The organism is Halomonas sp. JS92-SW72, assembly GCF_003547075.1.
Lineage (GTDB): Bacteria > Pseudomonadota > Gammaproteobacteria > Pseudomonadales > Halomonadaceae > Halomonas > Halomonas alkalicola.
This window is the reverse complement of the sequence record NZ_CP032147.1, coordinates 1,734,792-1,759,554: the sequence shown is the minus strand read 5'-3', so window position 1 is coordinate 1,759,554 and position 24,763 is coordinate 1,734,792. Positions and strand designations below refer to the sequence as shown.

The window sequence follows — 24,763 nt, the reverse complement described above, 5'->3', positions numbered from 1 at the left end:
GTCACGACACCATCATCGGGATATTGAGGAACAGCTCCCGGGTGAAGTCGGTGATCAGCTTGAGCAGCCAGGGGCCGGCCAGGATCAGCACCAGGAAGACCCCGAGGATCTTGGGGATGAACGACAGCGTCATCTCGTTGATCTGGGTGGCGGCCTGGAAGAGGCTCACCGTGAGGCCGGTGAGCAGGGCGGTGATCAAGAGCGGCCCGGCCAGGAAGAGGGTCACCTTCATGCCCTGGTAGGCCAGGCCCATCACCATTTCCGGTGTCATTATTCTCTCCTCGCACCCCGGTGGGCGCCAGATAGGCGTGCGCTTGATACAGCGGCGCTAGATATAGAAGCTCTGGGCCAGGGAGCCCACGATCAGCTGCCAGCCGTCCACCAGCACGAACAGCATCAGCTTGAAGGGCAGCGAGATGGTGATCGGCGGCACCATCATCATGCCCAGCGACATCAGCGTGCTGGCCACCACCAGGTCGATGATCAGGAAGGGAATGAACACCATGAAGCCGATCTGGAAGGCGGTCTTGAGCTCGCTGGTGACGAAGGCGGGCACCAGAATGCGCAGCGGCACGTCCTCCGGCCCCTGCATCGGGCCCACCTCGGCCAGCCGCGCGAAGAGCATCAGGTCCGGCTCGCGGGTCTGGGCCAGCATGAACTCGCGGAAGGGCTGCTGGGCGAGGACCAGGAACTCCTCGAAGTTGATCTCCTCGGCGGAGAGCGGCACCCAGGCGGTGTCGTAGACCAGCTGAAAGACCGGGGCCATCACGAAGAAGGTCAGGAACAGCGCCAGCCCCAGCAGCACCTGATTGGGGGGCGTGGCCTGGGTGCCCATGGCGGTGCGCAGCAGGCCGAGCACGATGATGATGCGCGTGAAGCCGGTCATCATCAGCAGCATGGCGGGCAGGAAGGCCATGGCGCTGAGCAGCAGCAGCGTCTGCAGCTGGATCGACCACTGCTGGCCGCCATCCTCCAGGGGCTGGCTGATGATACCAGGGAGCTGCTGGGCCGAGGCCGCTACCGGCAGGAGCAGCAGGGCGGCACCGATCAGCAGGAAGAGCGCTCGATTCACGATTTGCTTCGCCCCGTCCCGGCCCGCTCCTTGAGGCCCGCGTTGTGCCGGAGCGCCTTGGCGAAGCGGGTCGCGAAACTATCGCCCGCCTCGAAGCCGGCGCCCGACGAGGCGGCAGCCTCCTGGGGAGGAGCCGCCAGATCATGCAGCTTGTTGACCTGGCCGCCGCCCACGCCAAGCACCAGCCAGCGCTCTTCCACCTGGACGATCACCACCCGCTCGCGGGGCCCCACGGCCGCGGCGCTGATCACCCGCAGGCGCCCGCCCGCGGGCTGGCGATGAAGCTGCAGCCGCTTGAGCAGGGCGCTGGCGGCGAAGATGATCACCAGCACCAGCGCCAGGGCGGCGGCGGTCTTGCCCAGGGTGGCCATGCCGACCAGGGCGTCGGTGCCGACGCTCACGGCCTCGAGGCCGCCGGTGGCGGTGTCGCGGGCGGGGGTGTCGCTCATTTGTTCAGTTTCTGCACGCGCTCGGAGGGGGTGATGATCTCGGTGATACGGATGCCGTACTTGTCCTCCACCACCACCACCTCGCCCTGGGCGATCAGGTAGCCGTTGATCAGGATGTCCATGGGCTCGCCGGCGAGGCCATCGAGTTCGATCACCGAGCCTTGGGCGAGCTCCAGGAGCTGCTTGATGGTGATCCGGGTCCGGCCCAGCTCCACGGCGAGCTTGACCGGGATATCCATGATCATTTCCAGGTCGCGAGCTCCCCGGGTGCTACTGGCCTGCTCCAGCGGCCGGAACACGCTGTCACCGACGGCCCTGGCCGTGGCCGGCGAGGAGGGCGGTTCGGCCGGGCCGCTGTCGTGCTCGGCGGCGGCCTGCTCGGCCATCGCCTCGGCCCAGGGGTCGTCATCGGCAGCGGAGGGGGCGCTGCCTCCCTCCTGCTCGGCCATGGCGTCGGCCCACAGGTCTTCGGCGCTCTGGGTCTCGTCTGCCCCCTCCTGCTCGGACATGGCCTTGGCCCAGTCGTCGTCGCCGATGGGCTGATCGGGTTTCTTGGGATCAGTCATTCTTCGATTCCTTGGATGGCGGCGCCGACCCCTTGACGAAGGTGTCGGGCGAAGCGGTGCTCGGGGCGTGGTCGATCATCCTCAAGACCCGCAGCGCGCGCTGTTCATGTTGACTACCGTATTCGCACTCCATGACAGGGACGCCATCCACGCGAGCGGTGACCGTCTCGGGGAGGTCCAGCGGCAGGATGTCCCCCTCCTTGAGCGCCATGACATGAGCGATGCGGGTGGGAATGCTGGCGAAGTCGGCGACCAGCTCCACCTCGGACTGGCGGATCTCGCCGGCCATGCGGCGCTTCCAGGTGCCATCGTCATGCTGGCTGTCGTTGAGCGGGTTGGAGAGCAGGTCGCGCAGCGGCTCGATCATGGCGTAGGGCATGCAGATCTGGAACTTGCTCGACAGGTTGCCAACGTCGATGTTGAACGAGGTATTCACCACGATCTCGTTGGGCGAGTTGGTGATGTTGGCGAACTTGGACTGCATCTCCGAGCGCAGAAAGCTGATCTCAAGCGGGTAGACCGACTTCCAGGATTCGGCGTAGGCGTCGATGGCCAGGTGCAGCAGGCGCATGATGATGCGCTGCTCGGTGTTGGTGAATTCGCGCCCTTCGGAGCGGGTGAGAAAGCGCCCGTCGCCGCCGAACAGGTTGTCCACCACCATGAACACCAGCGCCGGTGGAAAGACGATCAGCGCCGAGCCGCGCAGCGGCTTCATGGCGATCATGTTGATATTGGTGGGCACCGGCACGTTGCGAGAGAACTCGCTGTAGCTCAGGTAGCGCACCGACTCCACGGTGATGTCGGCACTGCGCCTGAGCAGGTTGAACAGCCCCATGCGAAAGTGACGGGCGAAGCGCTCGTTGATGATGTCCAGCGCATGCAGTCGCTCGCGGATGACGCGATGCTGGGTAGCCGGATTGTAGGGCCGAATGCGGGCGTCCTCGGCGCCGTTGCCGCCGCTGGACTCCTCCTCGCCGCTGACGCCCTTGAGCAGGGCGTCGATCTCTTCCTGCGAGAGCAGATCGTCTTGTGACATGGGGCTCGATCCGCTTATTGGACGATGAATTCGGTAAACAGCACGTCTTCGATCAGCAGGTCGGGCTGGTAGTCGGTCATCGGCGCATGCAGCGTGGCCATGACCTTTTCCGCCAGCCGTACCTTGCCGTCAGGCTGGGTCAGCTCCCGCGCCTCCTGGCCGGAAAAGAGCATCAGCAGGCGGCTCCTCACCTGGGGCATGTGCTCCTGAAGGATGTCCCGGGTCTGTTGATCGCCAACCTTGAGGGAGATGCCGGTATAGAGCAGCCGGCTGCCATAGACATCGTCGGCCAGGTTGACCGTAAAGGGATCGATCTTGACGAAGATCGGCGCACGGCGCTCCGGCATCGTCTGGGCCTGGGCGGCGCGGGGCTCGCCCTGGCCCATCACCATATAGAGTGCCGCCCCCGCCGCAGAAACGGAGAGAATGACCAGAACTGCCATCAGCCACAGCAGCTTGCGTGAGCCACCACCGGTGTTTGCCATTACCTTGCTACCTCTGGGCGCGGTGCGCAAAAGAGTCGAATGCCATGCTGGGCAGTATGCCTGCGCCCTGGCCATGCCCATGATGAAAACAGGCCCGCGTTACGGGCCCTTCTCGGCTTTTTGGGCCGTTCGGCAGGGGGGTCAGGCGTAGAGGTCGACGCGCCCCTCGGCCAGCGGGACGGCTGAGGCGGCCATGGCGCCGGCGTTCGGGTCGAGCTCCTCGGAGCCGCTGGCATTACCGCCTGTAGCCGGCCCACCCGCCAGCGCCTGGCGTTCGTCTTGTCCCTGGTGTCGCTGCTCGCCCACCGAGGTCTCGCCCAGGCTGATGCCCTGCTCGGCCAGCGCCTCCCGCAGCTGGGGAATCGCCTGTTCAACGGCCTGGCGCACCGGCGCATGGGCGGAGAGGAACTGGGCCTGGGCCCCCTGCTCGCTGAGCTTGAGCGAGATGGTCAGCGGACCGAGCTCGGCGGGGTTCAGGTGCAGTTCGACCCGCTGCTCACCGCCGCGCTGGCCCATCATCACCAGCTGCTGGCCGAGCTGACCCGGCCAGGCGGCACTGGCGAGCGGTGCCGTGAGTGCGGCTGGCGGGCTCATGCCCGCAGCGGCTGCGCCAGGCACAGTAGCCGCGCCCGGGGCGTTGGCGCCGGCGAGGGGGGCAGACACACCGGCGAGGCCCTCGCTGCGCCACTCGGCGGGGGGGGCAGGGCGCGGCTCGGAGGCGCCAGGCGCCTGGGGCGCCTCGGCGGCACGCGCCATGGCCTCGGCAAGGCCCTGGGCGCGGCTCGCCTGGTCGGGCAGCTCGCGGCCGGCGGGGTTGGCGGCAGCGGCGGCAGCGAGGCCATCGGCCGCCGGGCGAGCCTCTCTCGGCAGGGCATTGTTCTGCAGGGTATTGTTCTGCAGGGCATGGGCGGAGGCCGCGAGCCACGGCTCACCCGCCGTGGTGCCCGCTGCTCGACCATTGGCGTCACCCGGGAGGCGCGGCGCGACCGCCGCCTCGGCCAGTGCCGGCGGCTGGCCGTCGGCGAGGGCGATGCCCTCCGCCTGCTCCCGGGCGACCCGTGCCGCCTCACGTGCGAGGTCTCCAGGCTCGGCGTCGCCCGCGGGTGCGCCGGCCGAGGCAATCAGCGCCAGGCGCTCGGCGATCTCGGCAAGAGCGTCATCCCCCTGGAACTCGGTGTCGTCTCCCAGCGCCTGCATCATGGCGGCCAGGCTCGCCTGGGCGGCCCTCGGGCCGCCAGATTGTGCACCGCTTTGCGCAGAGGCAGGCAGGGCGAGGCCCTGAGGCGCCGCCTCGAGGCTCGCAAGCGTCTGGGCGAAGCCGTTACCTGCCTGGCCGGAGGCGCTGTCGGCCTGGGCGGCGGGGCGTCCGGGCCCGGCGATCGAATTGAGCAGCAGCGTGATATCCATGGTGCCTCCGAGAATCAGGTGTCGCCGGCGTGGCGAGTGCGGGCCAGGCGGCCATTGACCAGTTCATCGCTGGTGCGCTGCTCCTGGCGTGCCTCCTGGCGGCGCTGATGGCCTTCGCGGCGCGAGGCCAGGGTGTCGTAGGAGGAGAGCTTGCGCTGCTCCTGCTGCCACTGGACCTGGCGCTGGCCGACGCGCTGCTGCTGGGCCGCCAGGGCCTCCCGGGCGCGCGCCAGGGCGGCATCCAGGGAATCGAGAAACTGCTGGTAGTTGCGCATGGTGGCGGGGTCGATGCCGTCCCACATCGCCTGCTGCAGGCGCTGGGCGTACTCCAGGCGATACTGGGTGAGGGAATCCAGTTGGCCGGCGACCTGGTGCTCGTTCTGGCGCTCGCTGGCCAGCGCCTGGCCGGCCTGGTCACGCGAGCCGCGGGCCAGCTCGATCAGGGTGTTCAGCGGTGAGGCAGAGTTGCTCATGGCGGTGTTCCTCGCATCGTTCCTTGCCGGATGGCTCACGCGGCGCCGACGGCCCGGGCCAGCCCCTCGAGGGAGGCGTCGGCCGGGGCCTGCTCATCGATATGCTGCTGGAGAAATGCCTCCAGGGCGGGGTAGCGCTGTACCGCTTCGTCCAGCTGGGGGTCATGTCCCGGGCTGTAGGCCCCGACGCTGATCAGGTCGCGGTTGCGCTGATAGCGGGAAAACAGGCGTTTGAACGCTTGCGCCATCTGCGCCTGCTCCGGCCCGATGATCTGGGTCATGGCCCGGCTGATGGAGGCCTCGATGTCGATGGCGGGGTAGTGGCCCGCCTCGGCCAGGGCCCGCGACAGCACCACATGGCCGTCCAGGATCGCCCGGGCGGAGTCGGCGATGGGGTCCTGCTGGTCATCGCCTTCCGTCAGCACAGTGTAGAAGGCGGTGATGGAACCGCCACCGCGCTCGGCGTTGCCGGCGCGCTCCACCAGCCCCGGCAGCTTGGCAAACACCGAGGGCGGATAGCCCTTGGTGGCCGGCGGCTCGCCGATGGCGAGGGCGATCTCGCGCTGGGCCATGGCGTAGCGCGTCAGCGAGTCCATGATCAGCAGCACGTCGCGCCCCTCGTCGCGGAAGCCTTCCGCCAGGCGGGTCGCGTAGGAGGCCCCCTGCAGCCGCTGCAGGGGCGAGGTGTCGGCGGGGGCCGCCACCACCACGGCACGGCGCCGGCCCTCGGGGCCGAGGATGTTGTCGATGAAGTCCTGCACCTCGCGGCCCCGCTCGCCGATCAGCCCCACCACGATGACGTCGGCCTGGGTGAAGCGCGCCATCATGCCGAGCAGCACCGACTTGCCCACCCCGGAGCCGGCGAAGAGCCCCATGCGCTGGCCACGGCCCACGCTGAGCAGGGCATTGATGGCACGGATGCCGACGTCGATCTGGGTGTCGATGGGCGCTCGGGCGAGCGGGTTGAGCGGCGGGGTCTGCAGGGTCGCCTGCCGGGCGTCATCCAGGGGGCCGAGGCCATCCAGGGGCTCGCCGTTGCCGTCGATGACCCGCCCCAGCAGCGATTCGCCGAGCGGGAAGCGCCGCGCGCCGTTGCCGCCGCTGCCGAGCGGGAACACGCGTGCGCCGGGCAGCAGCCCGGTGACCTCGGTCAGCGGCATCAGGAACAGCTTCTCGCCGGCGAAGCCCACCACCTGGGCCTCGGCGAAGCTCGGCGGCTCATGGCTGTAGGGAGCCGGCAGCTCGATACGACAGGCGCTGCCCAAGGGGGCCTGCATGCCCACTGCCTCGATCACCATGCCGGTGGCGCGCACCACCCGCCCGCTGGCGCGGAAGGGCGGCACCTTCTCGATGCGCGCTCGCACCTTGCGCAGCGACTGCTGCCAATGCTGGTGGTAGGGGTTCGGCAGGTCGGTCGTGCTCATGGTGCGCCTTCCTCGCGGGGCGGGGGGGCGGCGCGCCGGCGCACCTGCCGCTTCACCGCGGCCCAGCGGCTCTCCCAGGTGGCATCGAGCTCGCCGCTGGCACTGGTCACCCGGCAGCCGCCGCGGGTGACCTGGTCGTCGGGCTGCAGGACCCAGCCGGCGGCGGCGAGCTCCTGGCCGAGGTACTCCTCGACCAGGGCGTGATCGCGGGGATGCAGCCACAGGCGCGGCTTGCCGCTCATGCCCGGCTCGGTGTGCAGCAGGCCGCGCACGATCTCCAGCACCTGCTTGGGGCGCGCCTTGAGCGCCTCGCCGGCCAGCTGGCGGCCTGTGGCCAGGGCCAGCTCCACCAGTTCCTCGGCCAGCACCTCGTCGAGCTCCTGCAGGGCCTCTCCGAAGGACTCCGCCAGGGGCAGCAGCGGCGTCAGGGTCTCGCGAAGCTGCCGTTCGAGCTCCTCCCGGGCCTGGGCGCGCCCCTGCTCGAGGCCCTCGGCGAGACCCGCCTGGAACCCCTCGGCCTCTCCGGCCTGGTAGCCTTCTCGGTGTCCCACCTGGCGGGCCTCTTCCCTGGCGCTTTCCTGCAGCGCGCGCAGCTCGGCCTGGCGCTGGAAGGCCGCCTTGCGCCGGGCGGTCTCCTCGGGGGAGGGCGGGGCGCTGCCGGCGGCGCGGCGTGCCTGGGGCAGCTCGCCCATCTCCCAGCGCTGCCAGGGCACCTCGCCCTCGCGCCCCGGCAGCGGATGCCCCGGGCGCGGCCCAGACTCCGGACCGAGCCTTTTAGACATAGGTGTCGTCCCCGCCGGTCAGCACGATCTCCCCGCTGTCGGCCAGGCGGCGGACGATCTGAAGGATCGCCTTCTGCTCGGCCTCCACCTGGGAGATGCGGATCGGGCCGCGGGCCTCCATGTCCTCGCGCACCAGGTCGGCGGCACGCTGGGACATGTTGCGCAGGAAGCGGTCCATGAGCGCCTCGGGGGCGCCCTTGAGGGCCACCACCAGGGAGTTGGTGTCGATCTCCTTGAGCACCAGCTGGATGCTGCGGTCGTCGAGATCCATGAGGTTCTCGAACAGGAACATCTCGTCGATGATCTTCTGGGCCAGGTCCTCGCTGTGGGCGCGCACCGTCTCGATGACGGCCTCCTCCTGGCTGGAGTTCATCAGGTTGAGGATCTCGGCGGCGGTTCTCACGCCGCCCATCTTGCTGCGCTTGAGGTTCTGGCCGTCGAGCATGCCGGAGAGCACCTCGGTGAGCTCCTGCAGGGCGGCCGGCTGCACGCCGCTGAAGGTGGCGATACGCAGCACCACGTCGTTGCGCAGCTTGTCGTCGAACAGCTCCAGCACGTCGGCGGCCTGGTGGCGCTCCAGGTGGATCAGCACCGTGGCGATGATCTGCGGATGCTCGTCGCGGATCAGCTCGGCCACCATGGAGGCCTCCATGAGGTTCAGGGCGTCGATGCCCGAGCTGGCGCCGGAGCTCTCCAGCACGTCCTCGATCAGGCTGGAGGCGCGCTCGCTGCCCAGCGCCTTGGTCAGCACCGAGCGGATATGCTCGCTGGAGTTCAGGTTCAGCGCGATGAACTCCTCGGTCTCGGCGTGGAAGTCAGCCAGCACCTGGCGCATCTCGTCATGGGAGACCTGGTCGAGGCGCGCCATCTCGGCGCTGATCAGCTGGATCTCCTTGGCCGAGAGGTACTTGAACACCTCGGCCGCGCTGTCCTCGTCGAGGGCCAGCAGCAGGATGGCGCTGCGCCGAGCGCCGCTTATGTTCAGTGGCTTGTTCATTCCTTGTTCATCCAGCTGCGCACGATCATCGCCACCATGCGGGGATCCTCCTGGGCCATCTCGCGCAGGTCGCTGAGGTTCTGCTCGTACTCCGAGCCCTTGCGGCGGCGCTTGCGCGGCGGCTCGTAGGTGTCGTCGGCATCCGCGGCGGCGGCCTTGGTCGACTTCTCTTCGTCATCGCCGACCTGAACCTGCAGGGTGGCGCCGGGGGCCGCGACGGCCACCGGGGGCTGCGTGTAACGCTTGATCAGCGGGCGCAGGATCAGCAGGTAGAGCAGCAGGGCGGCCAGGGCCACCAGCAGGTAGCGGCCGATGGAGAGCGCCAGCGCCTGGATCTCGGGGGACTGCCACCACTCCAGCTGGTGCTGCTCTTCGGTAGCGAGCGAGAAGCGGCTGTTGACCACCTCGATCTCGTCGCCGCGGGCCACCGAGAAGCCCATGGCCTGGCGCACCAGGCGCTCGATCTGTGCCATCTCGAGCTCGGTGAGTGGCACGCGTACCCGCGCCCCCTCCTCATCGATGTCATCGCGGTAGTTGACCACCACCGCCGCCGTCAGGCGCTCCACCTGCCCCAGGCGGTGCTGGACGTGGGAAACGCTGCGATCGACCTCGTAGTTGACGACCTCATCCTGGCGCAGGGTGTTGATGGCCTGAAGGGCGGCCTGCTGGGCCTCGGCGTCCTCCCCCTCCTCGCCCTCGGCAAGCTCGATGGGGGAGGGCGCGGTGCCCGGCGGTGTGTTGCTCAGCGCTCCGGGGATGCCCTGGGCGAGACCCTCGTCGCCGTTGTAGGAGACGCTGCCCTGACGGCTGCGCACCGCCGCCTCGTTGGGCGGCTGGTTGGGGCCGTAACGCTCGGCGGTCTCCTCGCGGCGCGAGAAGTCGATCTGGGCCGCCACCTGGGCACGCACGTTGCCCTGGCCCAGCAGCGGCACCAGGATGTTCTCGATGCGGCGCTGGAAGGAGCGCTCCACCTCGTCGATATAGTCGAGCTGGGAGCCATCCAGGTCGTGGCGGCCGGCGACCTGGGTCGAGAGCAGGCGCCCGCTCTGGTCCACCACGGTGACGTCTTCGGCGGAGAGCTCCGGCACGCTGCTGGCCACCATGTGCACGATGGCGCTCACCTGGCCATCGCTGAGCAGGCGGCCGGGGTGCAGGGTGAGGATGACCGAGGCCTTGGCCGGCTCGCGGTCGCGCACGAAGACCGACTGGCGCGCCAGCGCCAGGTGCACGCGGGCCCGCTCCACCGGGCCCAGCGACTCCATGGAGCGCGCCAGTTCGCCCTCCAGGCCGCGCTGGAAGTTGACCTGCTCGGCGAACTGGCTGATGCCGAAGGCCTGGTCATCGAGCAGCTCGAAGCCGACGTTGCCGCCGCGCGGCAGGCCCTGTTCGGCCAGCTGCAGGCGCAGGCCGAACACCTGGTCGGTCGGTACCAGCAGGGCCTGGCCGCCCTGGCTGAAGCGGTAGGGCACGCCGCGGCTCTCCAGCTCGCTGACGATGCGGCCGCCATCGGCGTCGGAGAGATTGCTGTAGAGCACGCGATAGTCGGGCGCACGCGCCCACATCAGCAGCGCCACGATGATGGCCACGCAGGCGGCGCCGGCGACCATCAGCAGGATCAGCGGATTGCCGCGCAGCTGCTGCAGCATGCGCTCGACGCCGCCGGAGGGCTTGGCCCCCTGGCGAGAGGAACTGTCCTGGGTGCCGGTGGCCTGGGCGCCATTACTCATTCACGCCACCCCGAGGGTCGGCATGAGCAATGACGAAGGCCACTGTCATGGAAGAAAAAGGCATTATCGGCGTCCATGGCTCGCGATTGGCTGCCCTGGCGGCAGTCGGAACTGTGATGGACGCCATTATCCTTGTCGCCGTCGACCCCTAATCCGGAATAAGCCCCCCTTTTCATCGGCATTTGCCCCGATGGCGGCGAGCCACCCGGTGCTAGCCTTGTCAGCCATCGACTACCGTCAATCAGAACAGCAGCAGGCGAGGCGTATTCATGAGTTCACCGGCCATTCAGTCCGCCCTGACCCAGATGCAGAGCCTGGCGACCCAGGCCGCCGGCCAGTCGGCCAAGGGACAGCAGGTCTCCACTCAGGTGGGGGCGGGGGGCTTTGCCGGGGAGCTGCAGGCGTCGATCCAGCGCATCAACCGCCTGCAGCAGGTCTCCGCGGCCAAGGCGCAGGCCTTCCAGGCCGGTGACCCCGGCGTGGAGCTCAATGATCTGATGGTGGACATGCAGAAGGCCAGCGTGGCCTTCCAGATGGGCACCCAGGTGCGCAATCGCCTGGTGACGGCCTACAAGGACGTGATGAACATGCAGGTGTGATACTGCCTGCTGCGCTCGATATCCAGTCAGCCGGCGGTGCTCAAGATCCTCATTGAGCAAACACCCGCTAGGCTTCCAGGCTGAGCAGCCGCCCCTGCACCTCGCCGAGGCGCTCCGCCACCCGCAGCACCTCCTCCGAGGGGATCTGGCGGATCACATCGCCGCTCTCGCGGTCGACGATGCGCGTCACCACTCGCGACTCCACCTCTCCCAGCTCGAACTGCACCCCGTAGTGGCGCATCACCTCGTTGATGCGCTGGATCGGCTCGACCAGCTCACCGCGGCTGGGCGGCACCTGGCCGCTTTCCGCCTGGGCGAGGACGCCGCCGGCGGCGGGCAGGGCGGTCTCCAGCACGCGTTCCATCTGCTGGCGGGGCGTCAGCCCCTGCAGGGCGGGACTGACGGCGGTGACGCTGGAGGCATCATAGAGAGGTGAGCTCATGGCACGGTTCCTTGGCGGACGTTGTTCTAGGCGAGATACCCCGGCATGCTGCCGCGGCACCCTCTGAATCAATCGCTTCTCCTTATCTATCGGCACGGGGGCGGCAGAGCTTTAGCTCGGCCGCCCCCGGGTGCCTTGACGTCAGCCTGAAGGCCTACGAGAAGGCGGGTTCGTGCTGGCTGGAGGCGGTGGGCGCCCAGGCGGTGGGCAGCGAAGCGCTCTCGCTTACCTTGAACTGGCCGATCAGCCGGGCCATGTCGCTGGCCTGGTCGTCCAGCGAGCGGCTGGCGGCCGACACCTGCTCCACCAGGGCGGCGTTCTGCTGGGTCACCTCCTCGAGCTGGGAGACCGCCTGGTTGATCTGCTCGATGCCAGCCGACTGCTCGCCGGTGGCCGCTGCCATCTCGGCCACCAGTTCGGCGACCTTCTCTACCTGCCGGGTGATCTCGGCCAGGGTTTCGCCGGTGGTGCGCACCAGCCGCTCGCCCTCGTCGATGCGCGCCACGTTGGTGCTGATCAGGTGGCGGATCTGTTCGGCCTCCTCGGCGCTGCGGCTGGCCAGCTTGCGCACCTCCTGGGCGACCACCGCGAAGCCGCGCCCGTGCTCGCCGGCGCGGGCCGCCTCCACCGAGGCGTTGAGCGCCAGCAGGTTGGTCTGGAAGGCGATGTTGTCGATCGCCGCGACGATGGAGGTCACCTCCTGGTTGGCGGTATGGATCTGCTCCATCGCCGCGCTGGCCTGCAGGGCCACCTCGTTGGCGGCTCGGGCGTGTTCGGCGGTCTCGCCGGTCATGGTGCGAGCGGCGTGGGCGTTGTCGGCGGTCTGGCGCACGGTGGCGGTGATCTGCTCCATGCTCGAGGCGGTCTCCACCAGGGAGGCGGACTGCTCCTCGGTGCGCTGGGCCAGGTCCTGGTTGCCCTGGGCGATCTCGCCGCTGGCGACCTCCACCGAGAGAGCCCCGCGGCGGATGTTGGCCACCAGCTGCTCGGTGGCGTCGGTGGAGTCGTTGAACGCCCGGTAGAGGCGGCTGAGCTCGTCGGTGCCGAGCACCGGCAGGCGCCGGGTCAGATCACCGCCGCGGCTTTCGATATCCTCGAGGGCGAGGCGCAGGGAGCGCGTGATGCTGCGCACCACCAGGAAGGCAAAGAGGATGGCCAGGCCCGCGGCGACAAGCGTCACCACGGCGTAGGCGATCAGGTCCTGGCGCGCCTCTTGGCGCAGGGCCGCTGCGGCCGTCTCGACCTCACCGATCGCCGCGTTCTCCACCTCGCGCAGGCGCTCGATCTTGACCGTCTGCCAGTCGAACCACTGCTCGGCATCGACCTCGAAGCCACCCATTACACCACGCTCCACGGCCACCTGGCGCAGCGGCAGCAGACGTTCGATCTCCGGACCGCTCAGCGCCTCGGCCAGCCGCTCGCGAAGGCTGGCGCTCGCCAGGCTGTCGAAGGTCTCCAGGAAGGCCGCCTCCTCGCCGACCAGCGAGAGCAGGCGCTGGTGGGCGGGGGCGCGCATCACGTTGGCCCCGAAGGCGTTGGTGAGCAGGGCGCGCTCGATGCCCGCCAGGTCCTTGGCTTTCAGCAGGGCGTAGTAGGTGGAGAGCCCGCGGGTGATGCTGGCGGCCTCGGTGCGCTGGGTCATGCGTCCGACCAGGGTCATCAGCTCGCCGTTGATGGCGGTGTAGTGGCCGATCGCCTCCTCGGCGCCGATCGCCAGGCCGTCGACCCGCTGGCGAATGCCCTCATGGCTCGCCAGCAGCTGCTGCACCCGGTCGAGCCGGCCCTGCATCCGCTCGTCCAGGCGGTTCTCCATGCTGCCGATGTCATCACGCAGGACCGCGATCTGGGCATCGGTCTGCGCGCGCTGAGCCGCCAGGCGGTTGCCGAACTCGCCGCCCTGGCTGCCCAGGTAGCCCGAGGTCATGCCGCGCTCGCGCTGCATCTGATGCACCAGGTCGCCGGCGCGATGGGCGAGTATGGCCAGCCCCTCCAGCTCGGCCATGTTGGCGGCCAGGCGCTGGCGCTCTAGGATGCCGCTGCCCGCGAACCAGGCCAGGGCCAGCAGCGGCAGCAGCAGGGTAAGCAGGAACTTCCTGCCCATGGGGATGCGGTGAAGAAGGTGGGTCATCAAGGTTTCTCCAGAGGGTGGCAGGCAGCCTGTCTGAAAGCGGTATCGGCAGTGTGCCTTTGGGCTTTAGGCGTACAGGTAGCTACCGATATCGACGATGACCCAGGTCAAAAATGCGCCGCCCTACTCGCCACGCCTGAGCCGGCGGAGGGCGGTCCGTGCGTCTATTCATTCGCTCTCGGTAATGTCGTATCTTGCGGCAACCGGACGGATCGATCCGGCTACGCAAGGAACTCCGATAATGACGAGACAAAGAACGGTGAATGCAGCGGCCGTCTGCGCCGCGCTGGCGTTTTCGCTGAGTGCTGCTGCCTGGGCCAAGGGAAGTGGCCAGCCGGACTGGCGAGCGGCGCCGCTCTATGACACGGTCACGCTTGCCGCCGGCTTCGTGCCGGACCCGTGGGAGCGGCAGCTGCAGGCGGGCGGCGGTGATGAGGTTGGCCACGAGCTCGGCCCCGGCTGCACAGGCTACATCAACGCCAGCGCGCCGGATGTGGATCTCAACTACCAGGCCGCCAACTCTCCGCTCTATATCCACGTTGTCTCCGACAGCGATACCACCCTGGTGGTCAATGGGCCTGATGGGCGCTGGTACTGCAACGACGACTTCAGCGGCCTGGATCCCGCGCTGATCTTCCAGAACCCGCTGAGCGGCTACTACAACATCTGGGTCGGCGTGCACGGCAGCAGCGAGCTGCGTGCCGCGACGCTGCGGATCACCGAGCTCAACCCGTTCTGAGGCCGCTCGGGCTCCCGGCCGCAAGCCAGAAGGCCCGGCTATGCCGGGCCTTCTTCTTCCGATGGCGAAGGCCTGTCAGAAGGTGTAGCTGATGCCGATGATGGCCACCGGGTAGACTTCGAGCTTCTCGGCGTCGTTCTTCAGGTCTCGCTCCTCACGGCGCAGGGCCTGTCGGAAATCATCGTTAGTTCCCTCGAAATTCTCGGCGGAGATGAGCGAGGCGTCCACGTAGGTGGCCATCACGCCCAGCGCGGAGAAGGCGCCAAGGCCGCTTCGGTGGGAGCTGCGCCAGCCAATGCCGGCATAGGGGCTCACCCCGTCGGCGATGGTCAGCTTGCCGCGAATCTCGCCGACTGCGTCGCTGTCGAAGGGCTGGCCGCCAACGTCGATGGTCTGATTGCCGTTGGCGCGGCCGCGCACGTTGGCTTCCATGTCCGGGAGCATGGCGCCGGCGGTGAGGCCGGCGGCCATCCATTTCTTCATTGAATCGTTTCCCTTGCATAGCAGTTTCAGGACAGGGGCACGCCGTTGCCTGGCGAGCCCACGACCCCTTTCGGCCGATTTTTCCGAGACTTGAGTGCTACCTTCGTCGCTCGTGCTGCGCTGCGATACGCTGCTACTATCCTGCGCAACAAGAACAAGGAAACTCACCATGAGCCACCCGCACTCCGCCCCGGCCGGTGCTCGGTGCCGCACCCATGACGGCGGACATCCTTCAACACCGTCGTGTCGGGAAGCTACCGAGTATGACTGGCAACGCCAGCAGCACGAACTGCGCCTGCTGGCCATCGTGTTCGAGACCGGCCAGGCGACCCTGATCACCGACGCCGAAATGCGTATCCAGAAGGTCAACCGAGCGTTCATGGAGATCACCGGCTACCAGGCCGAGGAGGTCGTCGGCCAGACGCCCCGTCTGTTCAAGTCCGGTCGCCATGACAAGGCCTTCTATGCTCGCCTCTGGGAGTCGCTCGAGACCACCGGCCACTGGCAGGGCGAGATCTGGAATCGCAATCGTCGCGGTGAGGTCTATCCCCTCTGGCAGTCGATCACCGCGGTCCATGACGACCAGGGGCAGGTGCGCAACTACGTGGCGATGTTCCACGACATCAGCGAGCGCAAGCGCCTGGAGCAGGAGCGTGAGCGCCAGGCCTCCCGCGACCACCTGACGGGCGCCTTCAATCGACGCGCCTTCGATGCGGCGCTGCGCCGGGAGATCCAGCGTGCGGAGCGAATGGGCGAGCCCCTGGCGCTGCTGCTGCTCGATATCGACCACTTCAAGGCGGTCAACGACCGGCACGGCCACGCCAGGGGCGACGAGGTGCTCTGTCGCCTTGTCGAACGGCTCTCGCGGGGACTGCGTGCCACCGACCTGCTGGCGCGCTGGGGCGGTGAGGAGTTCGCCATCCTGCTGCCGGGCACCCCTTTGCAGGGAGCGGCGGCCTTCGCCGATCGGCTGCGGGTCCAGGTCTCCGAACACCCGCTACAGGGGCTCGCGATCACGGTGAGTGTCGGCCTCGGTGAATGGCGGTCCGGTGAAGGGCCCGAGGCGCTGCTGCGCCGGGTGGACGGCGCCCTCTACCGCGCCAAGAGTGCCGGGCGCAACAGCGTGGTGGTGGAGGGTAGGGCGGTGCATGGGGAGCCGGCGCCGCTGGCAGTGACCGAGGCCGGCAACGAGGTGACGTCGTGAAGGCGATCTCATCCGCCTGCACCGTGGCCTTCCCCGCCCGCCTGGCCGAAACCGGCTTTCAGCATGCCGACGAGGCGATCCTGGTCACCGACCAGCACCACCGCATCGTGGCGGCCAACCCGCGCTTCGTGGAACTGACCGGCAAGCCGCTGAACGCGCTGGTCGGCGCGACGCTCGAGGCTGCCGGGCTGGGAGGGCGTTGGCATGTCGACGGGCCGCGCTTTGTGGCGGAGCTCGAGAACGGCGGCCGGGCCCGTGCCGAGGTGCGCTGGCGCGATGCCCATGGCCGCGAGCGTCCCGGCCTGCTCTCCGCGCGGCGGGTGCAGGAGCCGCCACGCGCCCCCCATCAGGTGCTGGTACTGACGGACCTGACCTGCCTGGCGGTGCCGGACGCGGCAGCGGTGATGAGTCGCGAAGTCTATTTCGACAGCCTGACCGGGCTGCCCAATCAGCAGCTGACCACCCAGCTGATCGAGGAGTCGATTCGCCACGCCCGGCGCCACGCCGGCCAGCTGGCGGTGTGCGCCCTGGATATCGACCACTTCAAGTATCACAACGACCAGCTGGGCCGCCAGGTCGGCGACCTGCTGCTGGCCACCTTTGCCCAGCGCATCAACCACCTGCTGGGCGGCGATGACGTGGTCGCCCGGGTGGGCGGCGACGAATTCGTGCTGCTGCTCCACGGCGTCGAGGACGACTCGCTCTATCAACGGCTGCTGGAGGCGATCGAACAGCCCCTGGAGCTGCAGGGCCACAGCGTGCGGCTGACCGCCAGCCTCGGCGTCACCTGCTTTCCCGATGACTGCGGCGAGGGTGACGTCCTGCTGCGCCATGCCACCCAGGCCATGTACCGGGCCAAGCAGCGCGGCCGCAACACCTTTCACCGCTTCGACCCCAACCAGGACCGCGAGCTGCAGGTGCGCCAGGAGCGACGCACCCGCCTGGCGCAAGGGCTGGCGCGGGACGAGCTGCGCCTCCACTTCCAGCCCCAGGTCGACCTGTTCGATGGCAGCGTGGTGGGCGTCGAGGCGCTGGTTCGCTGGCAGCACCCCGAGGAGGGGCTGCTGATGCCGGGCGCCTTCCTCTCGGTGGTCACGGGCTCCCATCTGGAGCAGCGGCTCGGCGAATGGGTGCTCGAGGCGGCCCTTAGGCAGACCGCCGAGTGGCAGGGCGCCGGCATCGATCTGCCCGTGCACGTGAACATCAGCCCCGCCCACCTGCTGAGCGACACCTTCGTGACTGGCCTGGAGGCGCTGCTGGCGCGCTACCCCAATGTATCGCCAAGCCGGCTCAAGCTGGAGATCCTCGAGAGCACCGCCATCCATGATGTCCAGCAGGCGCTGGCCACCATGCGCCGCTGCCAGGCCATGGGCATCGACTTCGCCATCGACGACTTCGGCACCGGCTTCTCCTCGCTGACCCACCTGCGCCAGCTTCCGGTGGACCTGATCAAGATCGACCAGAGCTTCGTGCGCGACATGCTCAGCGACCCCGACGACCTCGCCATCGTCGAGAGCGTCATCTTCATGGCCAATCGCTTCAAGCGCCCCATGCTGGCCGAGGGGGTCGAGACCCTGGAACACGCCCGCGCCCTGGTGAATCTGGGGTGTTGCCTCGCCCAGGGCTATGGGATCGCCCGCCCCATGCCCGCCGAGGCCCTGCCGGACTGGCTGGCGGAGTGGCCGCATCGCCACGAGTGGCGCGCGCTCACCCTGCAGACGCTGGGGGCCGGCCGTCGCGTCGCGGCGAGGTAGCCTTTTCGGGGTATCGTCTGTGCGTGGCGGGGTGCCCTATACTGCGCCGCCCTTCGTCCGTTCCCTTCGCCATTGACCCGCGAGATCCCATGAACCAGGACCAGCCCATCGAGCGAGGCACCCGCAACGAGCATGAGATGCTTACCGGCGCCGAGCGGCTCTCCGTGGAGGACCTGCGCCGGGCGCTGGAACAGCGCGACCAGGCGCTGGCGCTCTCGCGCCAGAACCTGCAGATGGCCGAGCGGGTGATCGACGCCTCGCAGGAGGGGATCATCATCACCGACCCCAGCGGGGTGATCGAGTACGTCAACCCGGCCTTCTGCCAGGTCACCGGCTACAGCGCCGAGGAGGCCATCGGCCGTACGCCGGCGCTGCTCTCCTCCGGGCGTCACGACGCCGTCTTCTACCGGCAGATGTGGCACGAGCTCGATACCCACGGCTACTGGCGCGGCGAGATCTGGAACCGGCGCAAGGGCGGGGCCCTCTACCTGGAGCGGCTGACCATCACCGCCATCGGCGACGATGACGGCAAGGTCACCCACTATGCAGCGCTCTTCACCGACATCACCCTCATTCGCGAGAACGAGGAGCGGGTGCGCCGGCTGGCCTACTATGACCCGCTGACGCGGCTGCCCAACCGCCGCCTGCTGGAGGACCGCCTGGCGCTGGCCATTCGCCATGCCCACCGCCAGCAGCAGGGGCTGGCGGTGATCTTCATCGACCTCGACCACTTCAAGCAGGTCAACGATACCCTGGGCCACGCCGTGGGCGACGAGCTGCTGCTGCAGGTCGCCGAGCGGCTGCAGGAGCGGCTGCGCGAGGACGACACCCTGGCGCGCCTGGGCGGTGACGAGTTCCTGGCCCTGCTGCCGGAGCTGCACGACGTGGAGGAGGTGACCCGGGTGGCGCGGCGCCTGATCGAGGCGATCGGCCAGCCCTTCGCGGTGGGCGATCACAGCTTCCGGGTGGGCTGCAGCCTCGGCATCAGCCTCTACCCGGCGGATGGCACCAGCGCCGACGCCCTGGTGCGCAGCGCCGACACCGCCATGTACCGTGCCAAGCGCGAGGGGCGCAACACCTACCGGCTGTTCCGCGCCGAGATGAACGACCACGATAGCCGTCTGCTGGCGCTGGAGAGCGCCCTGCGCGACACCGTGGAGAGCGGCGAGGGGCTGGCCGTGCACTATCAGCCGCTGGTCAACCGCGACAGCGGCGAGGTCGAGGGCGCCGAGGCGCTGGTGCGCTGGCACCACCCCGCATTCGGCGACGTCTCGCCTGGGGTGTTCGTGCCCATGGCCGAGCGCTCCGGCTTGATCATTCCCCTGGGGCGCTGGGTGATGGAGGAGGTGGCGGGACAGCTGCGCCAGTGGCGCCAGGCCGGGCTCAATCCGCCTCGGGTCGCCATCAACCTCTCCGCCAGCCAGTTCTGGCAGCGCGACCTGGTCGAGCAGATCCGCCGGCTCTTCGCGCGCTTCGCGCTGCCGCCCGGGCAGATCGGCTTCGAACTCACCGAGAGCGTGCTGCTCGACCGCCAGCAGGAGGCCGTGGCCGTGCTCGAGGCCCTGCGCGAGCTGGGCTGCCGACTCGCCATCGACGACTTCGGCACCGGCTATTCGTCGCTGAGCTACCTGCAGGACCTGCCGCTGACCACCCTCAAGGTGGACCGGCGCTTCGTGCAGCGCCTCACCGGCGACGAGGGGGAGCGCCGCGGCAGCGCCGCCATCGTCGCCGCGGTGACCGGCCTGGCTCAGGAGCTGGGCCTGCGCGTGGTGGCCGAGGGGGTGGAAACCGAAGCGCAGCTCGAGGCTCTTTCCCGCTACCCGGTCACGCTGATTCAGGGGTATCTCACCGGCAGGCCGGTAGACGCCGAGACCTTTGCCGAGTGCTACCTGCAGCAGGGCTAGAGCACCGGGCGGGCGCAGTTGGCGCCAGTACTCGCCAGTTCAGCTTCGTGGCGGCAGTGCGTGACGGTTAGGCGATCGACGACGGCGTGGACCGGGCAGACCGATCGATGAGACAGCCGATTTCGCAATAACCACGGATTTTTTCTCAAGTTGTGACTTCCCCCGCCGATCCCTCCACCACAGGAGGCAAATTCACCGGCAATAAGGCAGTGTGTTATGGCGAGTATTTCAGCCCTCGGCATCGGTTCCGGGCTCGACCTCAATGGGCTTCTGGATCAGCTCAACGAGGCGGAGCGCGGCAAGCTCGAACCCGTGGAGCGCCAGATCGAATCCCAGCAGGTGAGGATCTCCGCCTACGGCGAGCTGCAGGGGGCGCTGGCCGCCTTCGAGGGCGCGGTGGGCCGGCTTGCAGGCCCCGAACTGTTCCAGAGCCTCTCCGCCAATGTGACCGGCGACGCCCTGCAGGCCGCCGCCGATGCGGATGCCGCCCCAGGCCAGTACCAGTTGGAGGTGGAGCAGCTGGCCAGCGCCGGCAGCCTGGCCAGCCAGCGGATCGACGTTGAGCTCGACGAGGCCCTGACCGACCGCGAGGCGACCCTGACCCTGGCGTTTGGCAACGCCCCGGAGGGAGAGCCCGATGCCATCGACATCAGCGTGGCGGCCGGCAGCACCCTCGAGGAGGTGCGCGATGCCATCAACGCCCACGAGGGCGCCAACGTCTCGGCAAGCGTGGTCAACGACGGCGAGGGCAACCGCCTGGCGCTGATGTCGAACGCCACCGGCGAGGCGGCCTCCGTCACCGGCATGACCTTCGAGGAGGGCTTCTTTGCCGATGGGGTGATCGTCAGCGATGCCGAAGACGCCGACGAAGGCGTGGTGGTTCAGGCAGGCCGCGACGCCGCCTTCAGCGTCAACGGCATCGCTATCGTAAGCCCGACCAACCAGGTGGAGGGCGCCATTCAGAGCGTCACCCTGGACCTGCAGCAGCCGGGCAGCGCCACGCTCGGCGTGGAGCAGGACACCCTGGCGGTGCGCGAGGCGGTGAGCGGCTTCGTGGAAGCCTACAACGCCCTCAAGGGCACCATCGGCGAGCTGACCGCCTTCGATGCCGACTCCGGCCGGGCCGGCGAGCTGCTGGGCGACAGCGCCGTGCGTACCATTGAATCGCGGCTGCGCAACGATCTCAGCAGCATGGTGGGCGACCCCGCCCAGGGCGAGCTGGCCATGCTCAGCGAGCTTGGCATCTCGCTCTCCCTGGACGGCACCCTGAGCCTGGACCCCGCCGAGCTCGACATTGCCATCGCCAACGACATGGGCGCGGTGGAGCGCTTCTTCGCCGGCGGCGAGGATGCCCCAGGCATGGCTGGGCGCCTGGCCGAGACCAGCAGCCAGCTGCTGGGCAGTAACGGCGCGCTCACCAATGCCATCGGCGGCGCCGAGAATCGCATCGAGAGCCTCAATCAGCGCTACGTGCGCATGGAGCAGGGTATCGCCCAGACCATCGAGCGCTACCGGGTGCAGTTTGGCCAGCTCGACGGCATGATCGCCCAGATGAACCAGACCAGCGATTACCTCACCCAGCAGTTCGCCGCCATGGATGCCCAGCTGGGCCGCGATTGATCGGCGACATGCTAAAGTTCCTCCTCCTGCTGCCGATAGTCTCTTTCAGAACCGTTATCGGCACCCGCGCTTCGCGCGCCTACTGAGGAACTTCCATGTCAACCATCACGGCCCTCGGCGTTGGCTCTGGCCTGGACCTTTCCGGTCTGCTCGATCAGCTGCGCGACGCGGAGCGCGGCAAGCTCGCCCCCCTGCAGGCACAGAAGGAGCAGCAGCAGGCGAAGATCTCCGCCTTCGGCCAGCTGCAGTCGTCGCTCACCAAGTTTCAGGACAGCGTGGCCAAGCTCAACGACGCCTCGCTGTTCCAGAGCCTCTCCGCCAACGTGCGCGGCGAGGCCTTTACCGCCACCACCAGCAAGACGGCCCAGCCCGGTAGCTACAACGTAGAGGTGGCTCAGCTGGCCACCGCCGGCACCCTGGCCACCACGGCGGCCACCACGCGGGATGGCGAGCTGTTCACCGCGGCCGATACCCTGACGCTGAACTTCGGCGCCACCTTCGATGCCGACGGCGAGCTGGATGATTCCGCCGCGCCGCTGCGCAGCGTGGAGATCCAGATCGAGGCGGGCTGGTCCCTCGAGGACCTGCGCGACGCCATCAACGCCGACGAGAAGGCAGGCGTGTCAGCGTCGATCGTCAACGACGGCAATGGCTACCGCCTGGCGTTGGCGAGCAAGGAGACCGGCGCCGATGCCTCGCTGACTGGCCTCGCGTTCGGCAGTGCCACCCTTCAGGCGGACGCCGATACCCTGCGCGCAGGCCGCGACGCCAGCATCAACGTCAACGGCATCAGCATCACCAGCGCCACCAATCAGGTGGAGGGCGCCATCCAGGGCGTGACCCTCAACCTGGAGCAGACCACCGAGGCGGGGCAGCCCATCACCCTGCGGGTGGAGCAGGACACCCTCAAGGCCCGGGAGGCGGTTCAGGGCTTTGCAAAGGCGTTCAACGAGCTCAAGGGCACCATCGGCAAGCTCACCTCCTTCAATGCCGAGACCGGTCAGGCCGGCGAGCTCAACGGCGACAGCGCCGTGCGCACCATCGAGGCGCGCCTGCGCAGCGTGCTCTCCGGTGGAACCGGTGAAGGTGAGCTGCGCACCCTGAACCAGGTGGGCATCACCCTGCAGCGCGATGGCACCCTGAAGCTCGACGACGCCAAGCTCAACGAGCTCACCAGCGGCAACATGGCCGCCCTGGGCGAGTTCTTCGCCGGTGCCGACAGCAAGGGCGGCATGGCGGGGCAGCTCAACACCGCCCTGGGCCAGCTGCTGGACGGCAACGGCATCGTCAAGCGCTCCATCAGCGGGGCGGAGAGCCGGGTCAAGAGCATCGGCGAGCGCTATGCGCGCATGGAGGTCTCCATCGAGCGCACCATCGACCGCTACCGGGTGCAGTTCGGCCAGCTCGATTCGATGATCGCCCAGATGAACCAGACCAGTGCCTACCTCACCCAGCAGTTCGATATGCTGGCGGACCTGGGCAACCCCAGGAAGCGGTAGCGGCGCGGGGCGCGCTTCGGTCCTGCCCGCTTCTTTGCTCGCAAGCCCACCATTCCCCACAGCGCCCGGCTCCGCCGGGCGTTGGTCTTTTCGGGTCACCTATAGGTCAAATTTACCTTCCGTTACGTGCTGTCAAGGCAAAGGACACAAATTATTTTGCGCCGGGCCTAAAGGTTTTCTCCGGGCCGCCGTTATAGAGAGTAACGGCCAACGGCGCCGTTGTGGCAGGCCCGCTGGGCCTTGAAAGACCAATCGCAGCGGGCCCGCCAATGGAGCCCCCCACGTTAGGAAGGAACATCACATGTCCGTGATCAATACCAACATCACTTCCATGATTGGCCAGTCCAATCTGAACAAGTCCCAGAACGCCCTGCAGACCTCCATGGAGCGTCTCTCCTCCGGTCTGCGCATCAACAGCGCCAAGGATGATGCGGCCGGTCAGGCCATCGCCAACCGCATGTCTGCTCAGATCAATGGTCTGGCTCAGGCGCAGCGTAACGCCAACGACGGTATCTCCGTGGCCCAGACTGCTGAAGGCGCGCTGAATCAGGTCAACGATAACCTGCAACGCATTCGTGAGTTGACTGTTCAGGCACAGAACGATACCAACTCCTCTGATGATCTGCGTTCAATTCAAGACGAAATTGATCAGCGTCTTGAAGAGATTGATCGTATCTCTAAAGAGACCAGCTTCAACAGTGTTGATGTTCTCGCGGAAAATCAGAAGCTTAGCATTCAAGTAGGTGCTAATGACGGTCAAACGATTTCTGTAAACCTCAAGCAGATTAATGCCAGTACTCTCGGGCTTGGTTCCTTCAGTGTTGCAAAAGGCTTCGACCCGGCGACTCTGGACGGCGCGGTAAGTGAGGTATCCTTCTCAGTTAAGGCTGACACTAGTGACCTGACTGGAAGTCAAACACTTGTGAGCTATGATGATGCTGGCACGACTCGCTATGCTATCCAGACTGGTGTTGCTGGCGAAACTGGGGATGGTGGTGAAGTATTTTCTTATGTAGAAGCCGTTATTGATCCGGTGACTGGTAAGGTTTCTGCGGGTACTGATCCTGTGGCATCTCTCACTGGTACCGGCACCGGCGGTTCAGGTGATGCGTATGCCCCCGCAGGTGGTGCAACTGTTGTTGCTAATGGCTCTACTGTAGAAGCTTTCGTAGAAGTTGACGATGCTTCATGGAATACTAAGTATGATGATCTGCAGCAAACTACAGACGGACAGTATGTTCTGATGGAAGGTACCGGTTCGAATGTAAAATACTTCTCAGCCTCTATCGGTACAGATGGAAAAGTAACTGCAGGAGCTGAGCTGTCAACCACTTCTAAGACTGTTGATCCGCTTAAGGCACTGGACAGCGCTCTGAATCAGGTGGATAGCCTGCGCTCCGAGCTGGGTGCCGTCCAGAATCGTTTCGAGGACGCCATCACCAACCTGAACACCAACGAAACCAACCTTGCTGCTGCTCGTTCGCGCATCGAAGATGCCGACTACGCGGTAGAAGTCGCCAACATGACCCGCGCGCAGATTCTGCAGCAGGCCGGCACTTCCGTACTGGCACAGGCCAACCAGATCCCGCAGAACGTGCTGTCTCTGCTGGGCTAAGGTTGAGCTAATAGGGAATAGGTTTCTTCCCTTTGGCACTGCCATCGGACCGGCTCCTTTCGAGGGGCCGGTTTCTTACTTTCTGGGGGCAGCATGACTGTTGACGAACACCAGCGTGTGATCGACGAGCTTCAGGCTGTGCTGGACGATACTCGATCTACCATGGAGCGATTCGAAGCCACCGGCATGGATGAGCAGATGCCGGAGGACTACGAAAAGCTGCTCGTGATTCTGGACGATGCCGTGACGCAGCAGCGCGGGCAGGTGATGGCGATGCTCGATCAGGCGTAGCGGCCCGTTCGTCTCATTGGCATTGCCAAGCGCAGGATAGAGGCAAGGGCTTGTGCCATATCAAGCC

The 24,763-nt window shown here is 67.4% G+C and carries 24 protein-coding genes; 9 read left to right on the top strand and 15 right to left on the bottom strand.

What is annotated here, in order from left to right; genetic code table 11:
* Window position 1 precedes the first annotated feature (1 nt).
* The 12 genes from fliQ to fliF all read right to left on the bottom strand — a co-directional run bounded on the left by fliQ (window position 2) and on the right by fliF (window position 10,418).
* Window positions 2–271 carry a flagellar biosynthesis protein FliQ gene (gene fliQ / locus D1793_RS08225; RefSeq protein WP_110069257.1) on the bottom strand — a complete coding sequence of 90 codons (270 nt, stop codon included), beginning with the start codon at window positions 269–271 and terminating at the stop codon, window positions 2–4.
* 57 nt (window positions 272–328) lie between these two features.
* The gene (gene fliP / locus D1793_RS08220; RefSeq protein WP_240407825.1) at window positions 329–1,054 is read right to left on the bottom strand and encodes a flagellar type III secretion system pore protein FliP; all 726 of its coding nucleotides are present in this window, start codon (window positions 1,052–1,054) and stop codon (window positions 329–331) included.
* Between the two features lie 14 nt (window positions 1,055–1,068).
* Window positions 1,069–1,521, bottom strand: coding sequence for a flagellar biosynthetic protein FliO (gene fliO, locus D1793_RS08215; RefSeq protein WP_119021729.1), 453 nt, complete (start codon window positions 1,519–1,521; stop codon window positions 1,069–1,071).
* Complete coding sequence (gene fliN / locus D1793_RS08210) at window positions 1,518–2,087, bottom strand: flagellar motor switch protein FliN (RefSeq protein ID WP_119021728.1); 570 nt, start codon at window positions 2,085–2,087, stop codon at window positions 1,518–1,520. The genes fliO and fliN overlap by 4 nt, the downstream gene beginning before the upstream one ends.
* Window positions 2,080–3,123, bottom strand: a complete 1,044-nt coding sequence (fliM, locus tag D1793_RS08205) for a flagellar motor switch protein FliM (RefSeq protein WP_119021727.1) — start codon at window positions 3,121–3,123, stop codon at window positions 2,080–2,082. The genes fliN and fliM overlap by 8 nt, the downstream gene beginning before the upstream one ends.
* Window positions 3,124–3,137: 14 nt before the next feature.
* Window positions 3,138–3,608 carry a flagellar basal body-associated protein FliL gene (gene fliL / locus D1793_RS08200; RefSeq protein ID WP_119021726.1) on the bottom strand — a complete coding sequence of 157 codons (471 nt, stop codon included), beginning with the start codon at window positions 3,606–3,608 and terminating at the stop codon, window positions 3,138–3,140.
* 141 nt (window positions 3,609–3,749) lie between these two features.
* Complete coding sequence (locus D1793_RS08195) at window positions 3,750–5,015, bottom strand: flagellar hook-length control protein FliK (protein WP_119021725.1); 1,266 nt, start codon at window positions 5,013–5,015, stop codon at window positions 3,750–3,752.
* Window positions 5,016–5,029: 14 nt separating this feature from the next.
* Window positions 5,030–5,488 carry a flagellar export protein FliJ gene (gene fliJ / locus D1793_RS08190; RefSeq protein ID WP_119021724.1) on the bottom strand — a complete coding sequence of 153 codons (459 nt, stop codon included), beginning with the start codon at window positions 5,486–5,488 and terminating at the stop codon, window positions 5,030–5,032.
* Between the two features lie 35 nt (window positions 5,489–5,523).
* Window positions 5,524–6,912 carry a flagellar protein export ATPase FliI gene (fliI, locus tag D1793_RS08185; RefSeq protein WP_119021723.1) on the bottom strand — a complete coding sequence of 463 codons (1,389 nt, stop codon included), beginning with the start codon at window positions 6,910–6,912 and terminating at the stop codon, window positions 5,524–5,526.
* Window positions 6,909–7,694: a flagellar assembly protein FliH gene (locus tag D1793_RS08180; RefSeq protein ID WP_119021722.1), complete on the bottom strand. Its 786-nt coding sequence runs from the start codon at window positions 7,692–7,694 to the stop codon at window positions 6,909–6,911. The genes fliI and D1793_RS08180 overlap by 4 nt, the downstream gene beginning before the upstream one ends.
* Window positions 7,687–8,691: a flagellar motor switch protein FliG gene (gene fliG / locus D1793_RS08175; protein ID WP_119021721.1), complete on the bottom strand. Its 1,005-nt coding sequence runs from the start codon at window positions 8,689–8,691 to the stop codon at window positions 7,687–7,689. Before fliG ends, D1793_RS08180 begins: the two co-directional genes overlap by 8 nt.
* Complete coding sequence (fliF, locus tag D1793_RS08170) at window positions 8,688–10,418, bottom strand: flagellar basal-body MS-ring/collar protein FliF (RefSeq protein WP_119021720.1); 1,731 nt, start codon at window positions 10,416–10,418, stop codon at window positions 8,688–8,690. Before fliF ends, fliG begins: the two co-directional genes overlap by 4 nt.
* Window positions 10,419–10,687: 269 nt before the next feature.
* Here fliF and fliE point away from each other — a divergent pair, with 269 nt between their 5' ends.
* Entirely contained in the window at window positions 10,688–11,017 is a 330-nt protein-coding gene (gene fliE / locus D1793_RS08165) for a flagellar hook-basal body complex protein FliE (protein WP_119021719.1), read from the top strand.
* A 67-nt stretch (window positions 11,018–11,084) separates the two neighbouring features.
* On the opposite strand, the gene D1793_RS08160 is transcribed toward fliE, so the two are convergent.
* Together D1793_RS08160 and D1793_RS08155 are read right to left on the bottom strand one after the other, a co-directional pair.
* On the bottom strand, window positions 11,085–11,459 hold the full coding sequence (locus D1793_RS08160) for a flagellar protein FlaG (RefSeq protein WP_119021718.1): 375 nt from the start codon (window positions 11,457–11,459) through the stop codon (window positions 11,085–11,087).
* A gap of 154 nt (window positions 11,460–11,613) precedes the next feature.
* Complete coding sequence (locus D1793_RS08155) at window positions 11,614–13,587, bottom strand: methyl-accepting chemotaxis protein (protein ID WP_119021717.1); 1,974 nt, start codon at window positions 13,585–13,587, stop codon at window positions 11,614–11,616.
* 241 nt (window positions 13,588–13,828) lie between these two features.
* Between D1793_RS08155 and D1793_RS08150 the strand changes: the two genes are divergently transcribed.
* Complete coding sequence (locus D1793_RS08150; protein WP_119021716.1) at window positions 13,829–14,326, top strand: peptidase S1; 498 nt, start codon at window positions 13,829–13,831, stop codon at window positions 14,324–14,326.
* Between the two features lie 75 nt (window positions 14,327–14,401).
* Here the strand turns inward: D1793_RS08150 and D1793_RS19410 are convergent, their stop codons facing one another.
* Complete coding sequence (locus D1793_RS19410) at window positions 14,402–14,809, bottom strand: hypothetical protein (protein WP_162899935.1); 408 nt, start codon at window positions 14,807–14,809, stop codon at window positions 14,402–14,404.
* Window positions 14,810–14,978: 169 nt separating this feature from the next.
* Between D1793_RS19410 and D1793_RS08140 the strand changes: the two genes are divergently transcribed.
* From D1793_RS08140 to D1793_RS08110, 7 genes are all read left to right on the top strand, one after another.
* Window positions 14,979–16,013 carry a sensor domain-containing diguanylate cyclase gene (locus D1793_RS08140; protein ID WP_119021715.1) on the top strand — a complete coding sequence of 345 codons (1,035 nt, stop codon included), beginning with the start codon at window positions 14,979–14,981 and terminating at the stop codon, window positions 16,011–16,013.
* The gene (locus D1793_RS08135; RefSeq protein ID WP_119021714.1) at window positions 16,010–17,767 is read left to right on the top strand and encodes a GGDEF domain-containing protein; all 1,758 of its coding nucleotides are present in this window, start codon (window positions 16,010–16,012) and stop codon (window positions 17,765–17,767) included. Before D1793_RS08140 ends, D1793_RS08135 begins: the two co-directional genes overlap by 4 nt.
* Before the next feature lie 89 nt (window positions 17,768–17,856).
* Window positions 17,857–19,671: an EAL domain-containing protein gene (locus tag D1793_RS08130; RefSeq protein WP_119021713.1), complete on the top strand. Its 1,815-nt coding sequence runs from the start codon at window positions 17,857–17,859 to the stop codon at window positions 19,669–19,671.
* Between the two features lie 216 nt (window positions 19,672–19,887).
* Complete coding sequence (gene fliD / locus D1793_RS08125) at window positions 19,888–21,291, top strand: flagellar filament capping protein FliD (RefSeq protein WP_119021712.1); 1,404 nt, start codon at window positions 19,888–19,890, stop codon at window positions 21,289–21,291.
* Between the two features lie 95 nt (window positions 21,292–21,386).
* Window positions 21,387–22,790, top strand: a complete 1,404-nt coding sequence (fliD, locus tag D1793_RS08120) for a flagellar filament capping protein FliD (RefSeq protein ID WP_119021711.1) — start codon at window positions 21,387–21,389, stop codon at window positions 22,788–22,790.
* 301 nt (window positions 22,791–23,091) lie between these two features.
* Window positions 23,092–24,405 carry a FliC/FljB family flagellin gene (locus D1793_RS08115; RefSeq protein ID WP_119021710.1) on the top strand — a complete coding sequence of 438 codons (1,314 nt, stop codon included), beginning with the start codon at window positions 23,092–23,094 and terminating at the stop codon, window positions 24,403–24,405.
* Window positions 24,406–24,498: 93 nt separating this feature from the next.
* Window positions 24,499–24,696 (top strand): hypothetical protein, encoded by a 198-nt coding sequence (locus tag D1793_RS08110; protein WP_119021709.1) that lies wholly within the window; start codon window positions 24,499–24,501, stop codon window positions 24,694–24,696.
* Window positions 24,697–24,763: the final 67 nt, after the last annotated feature.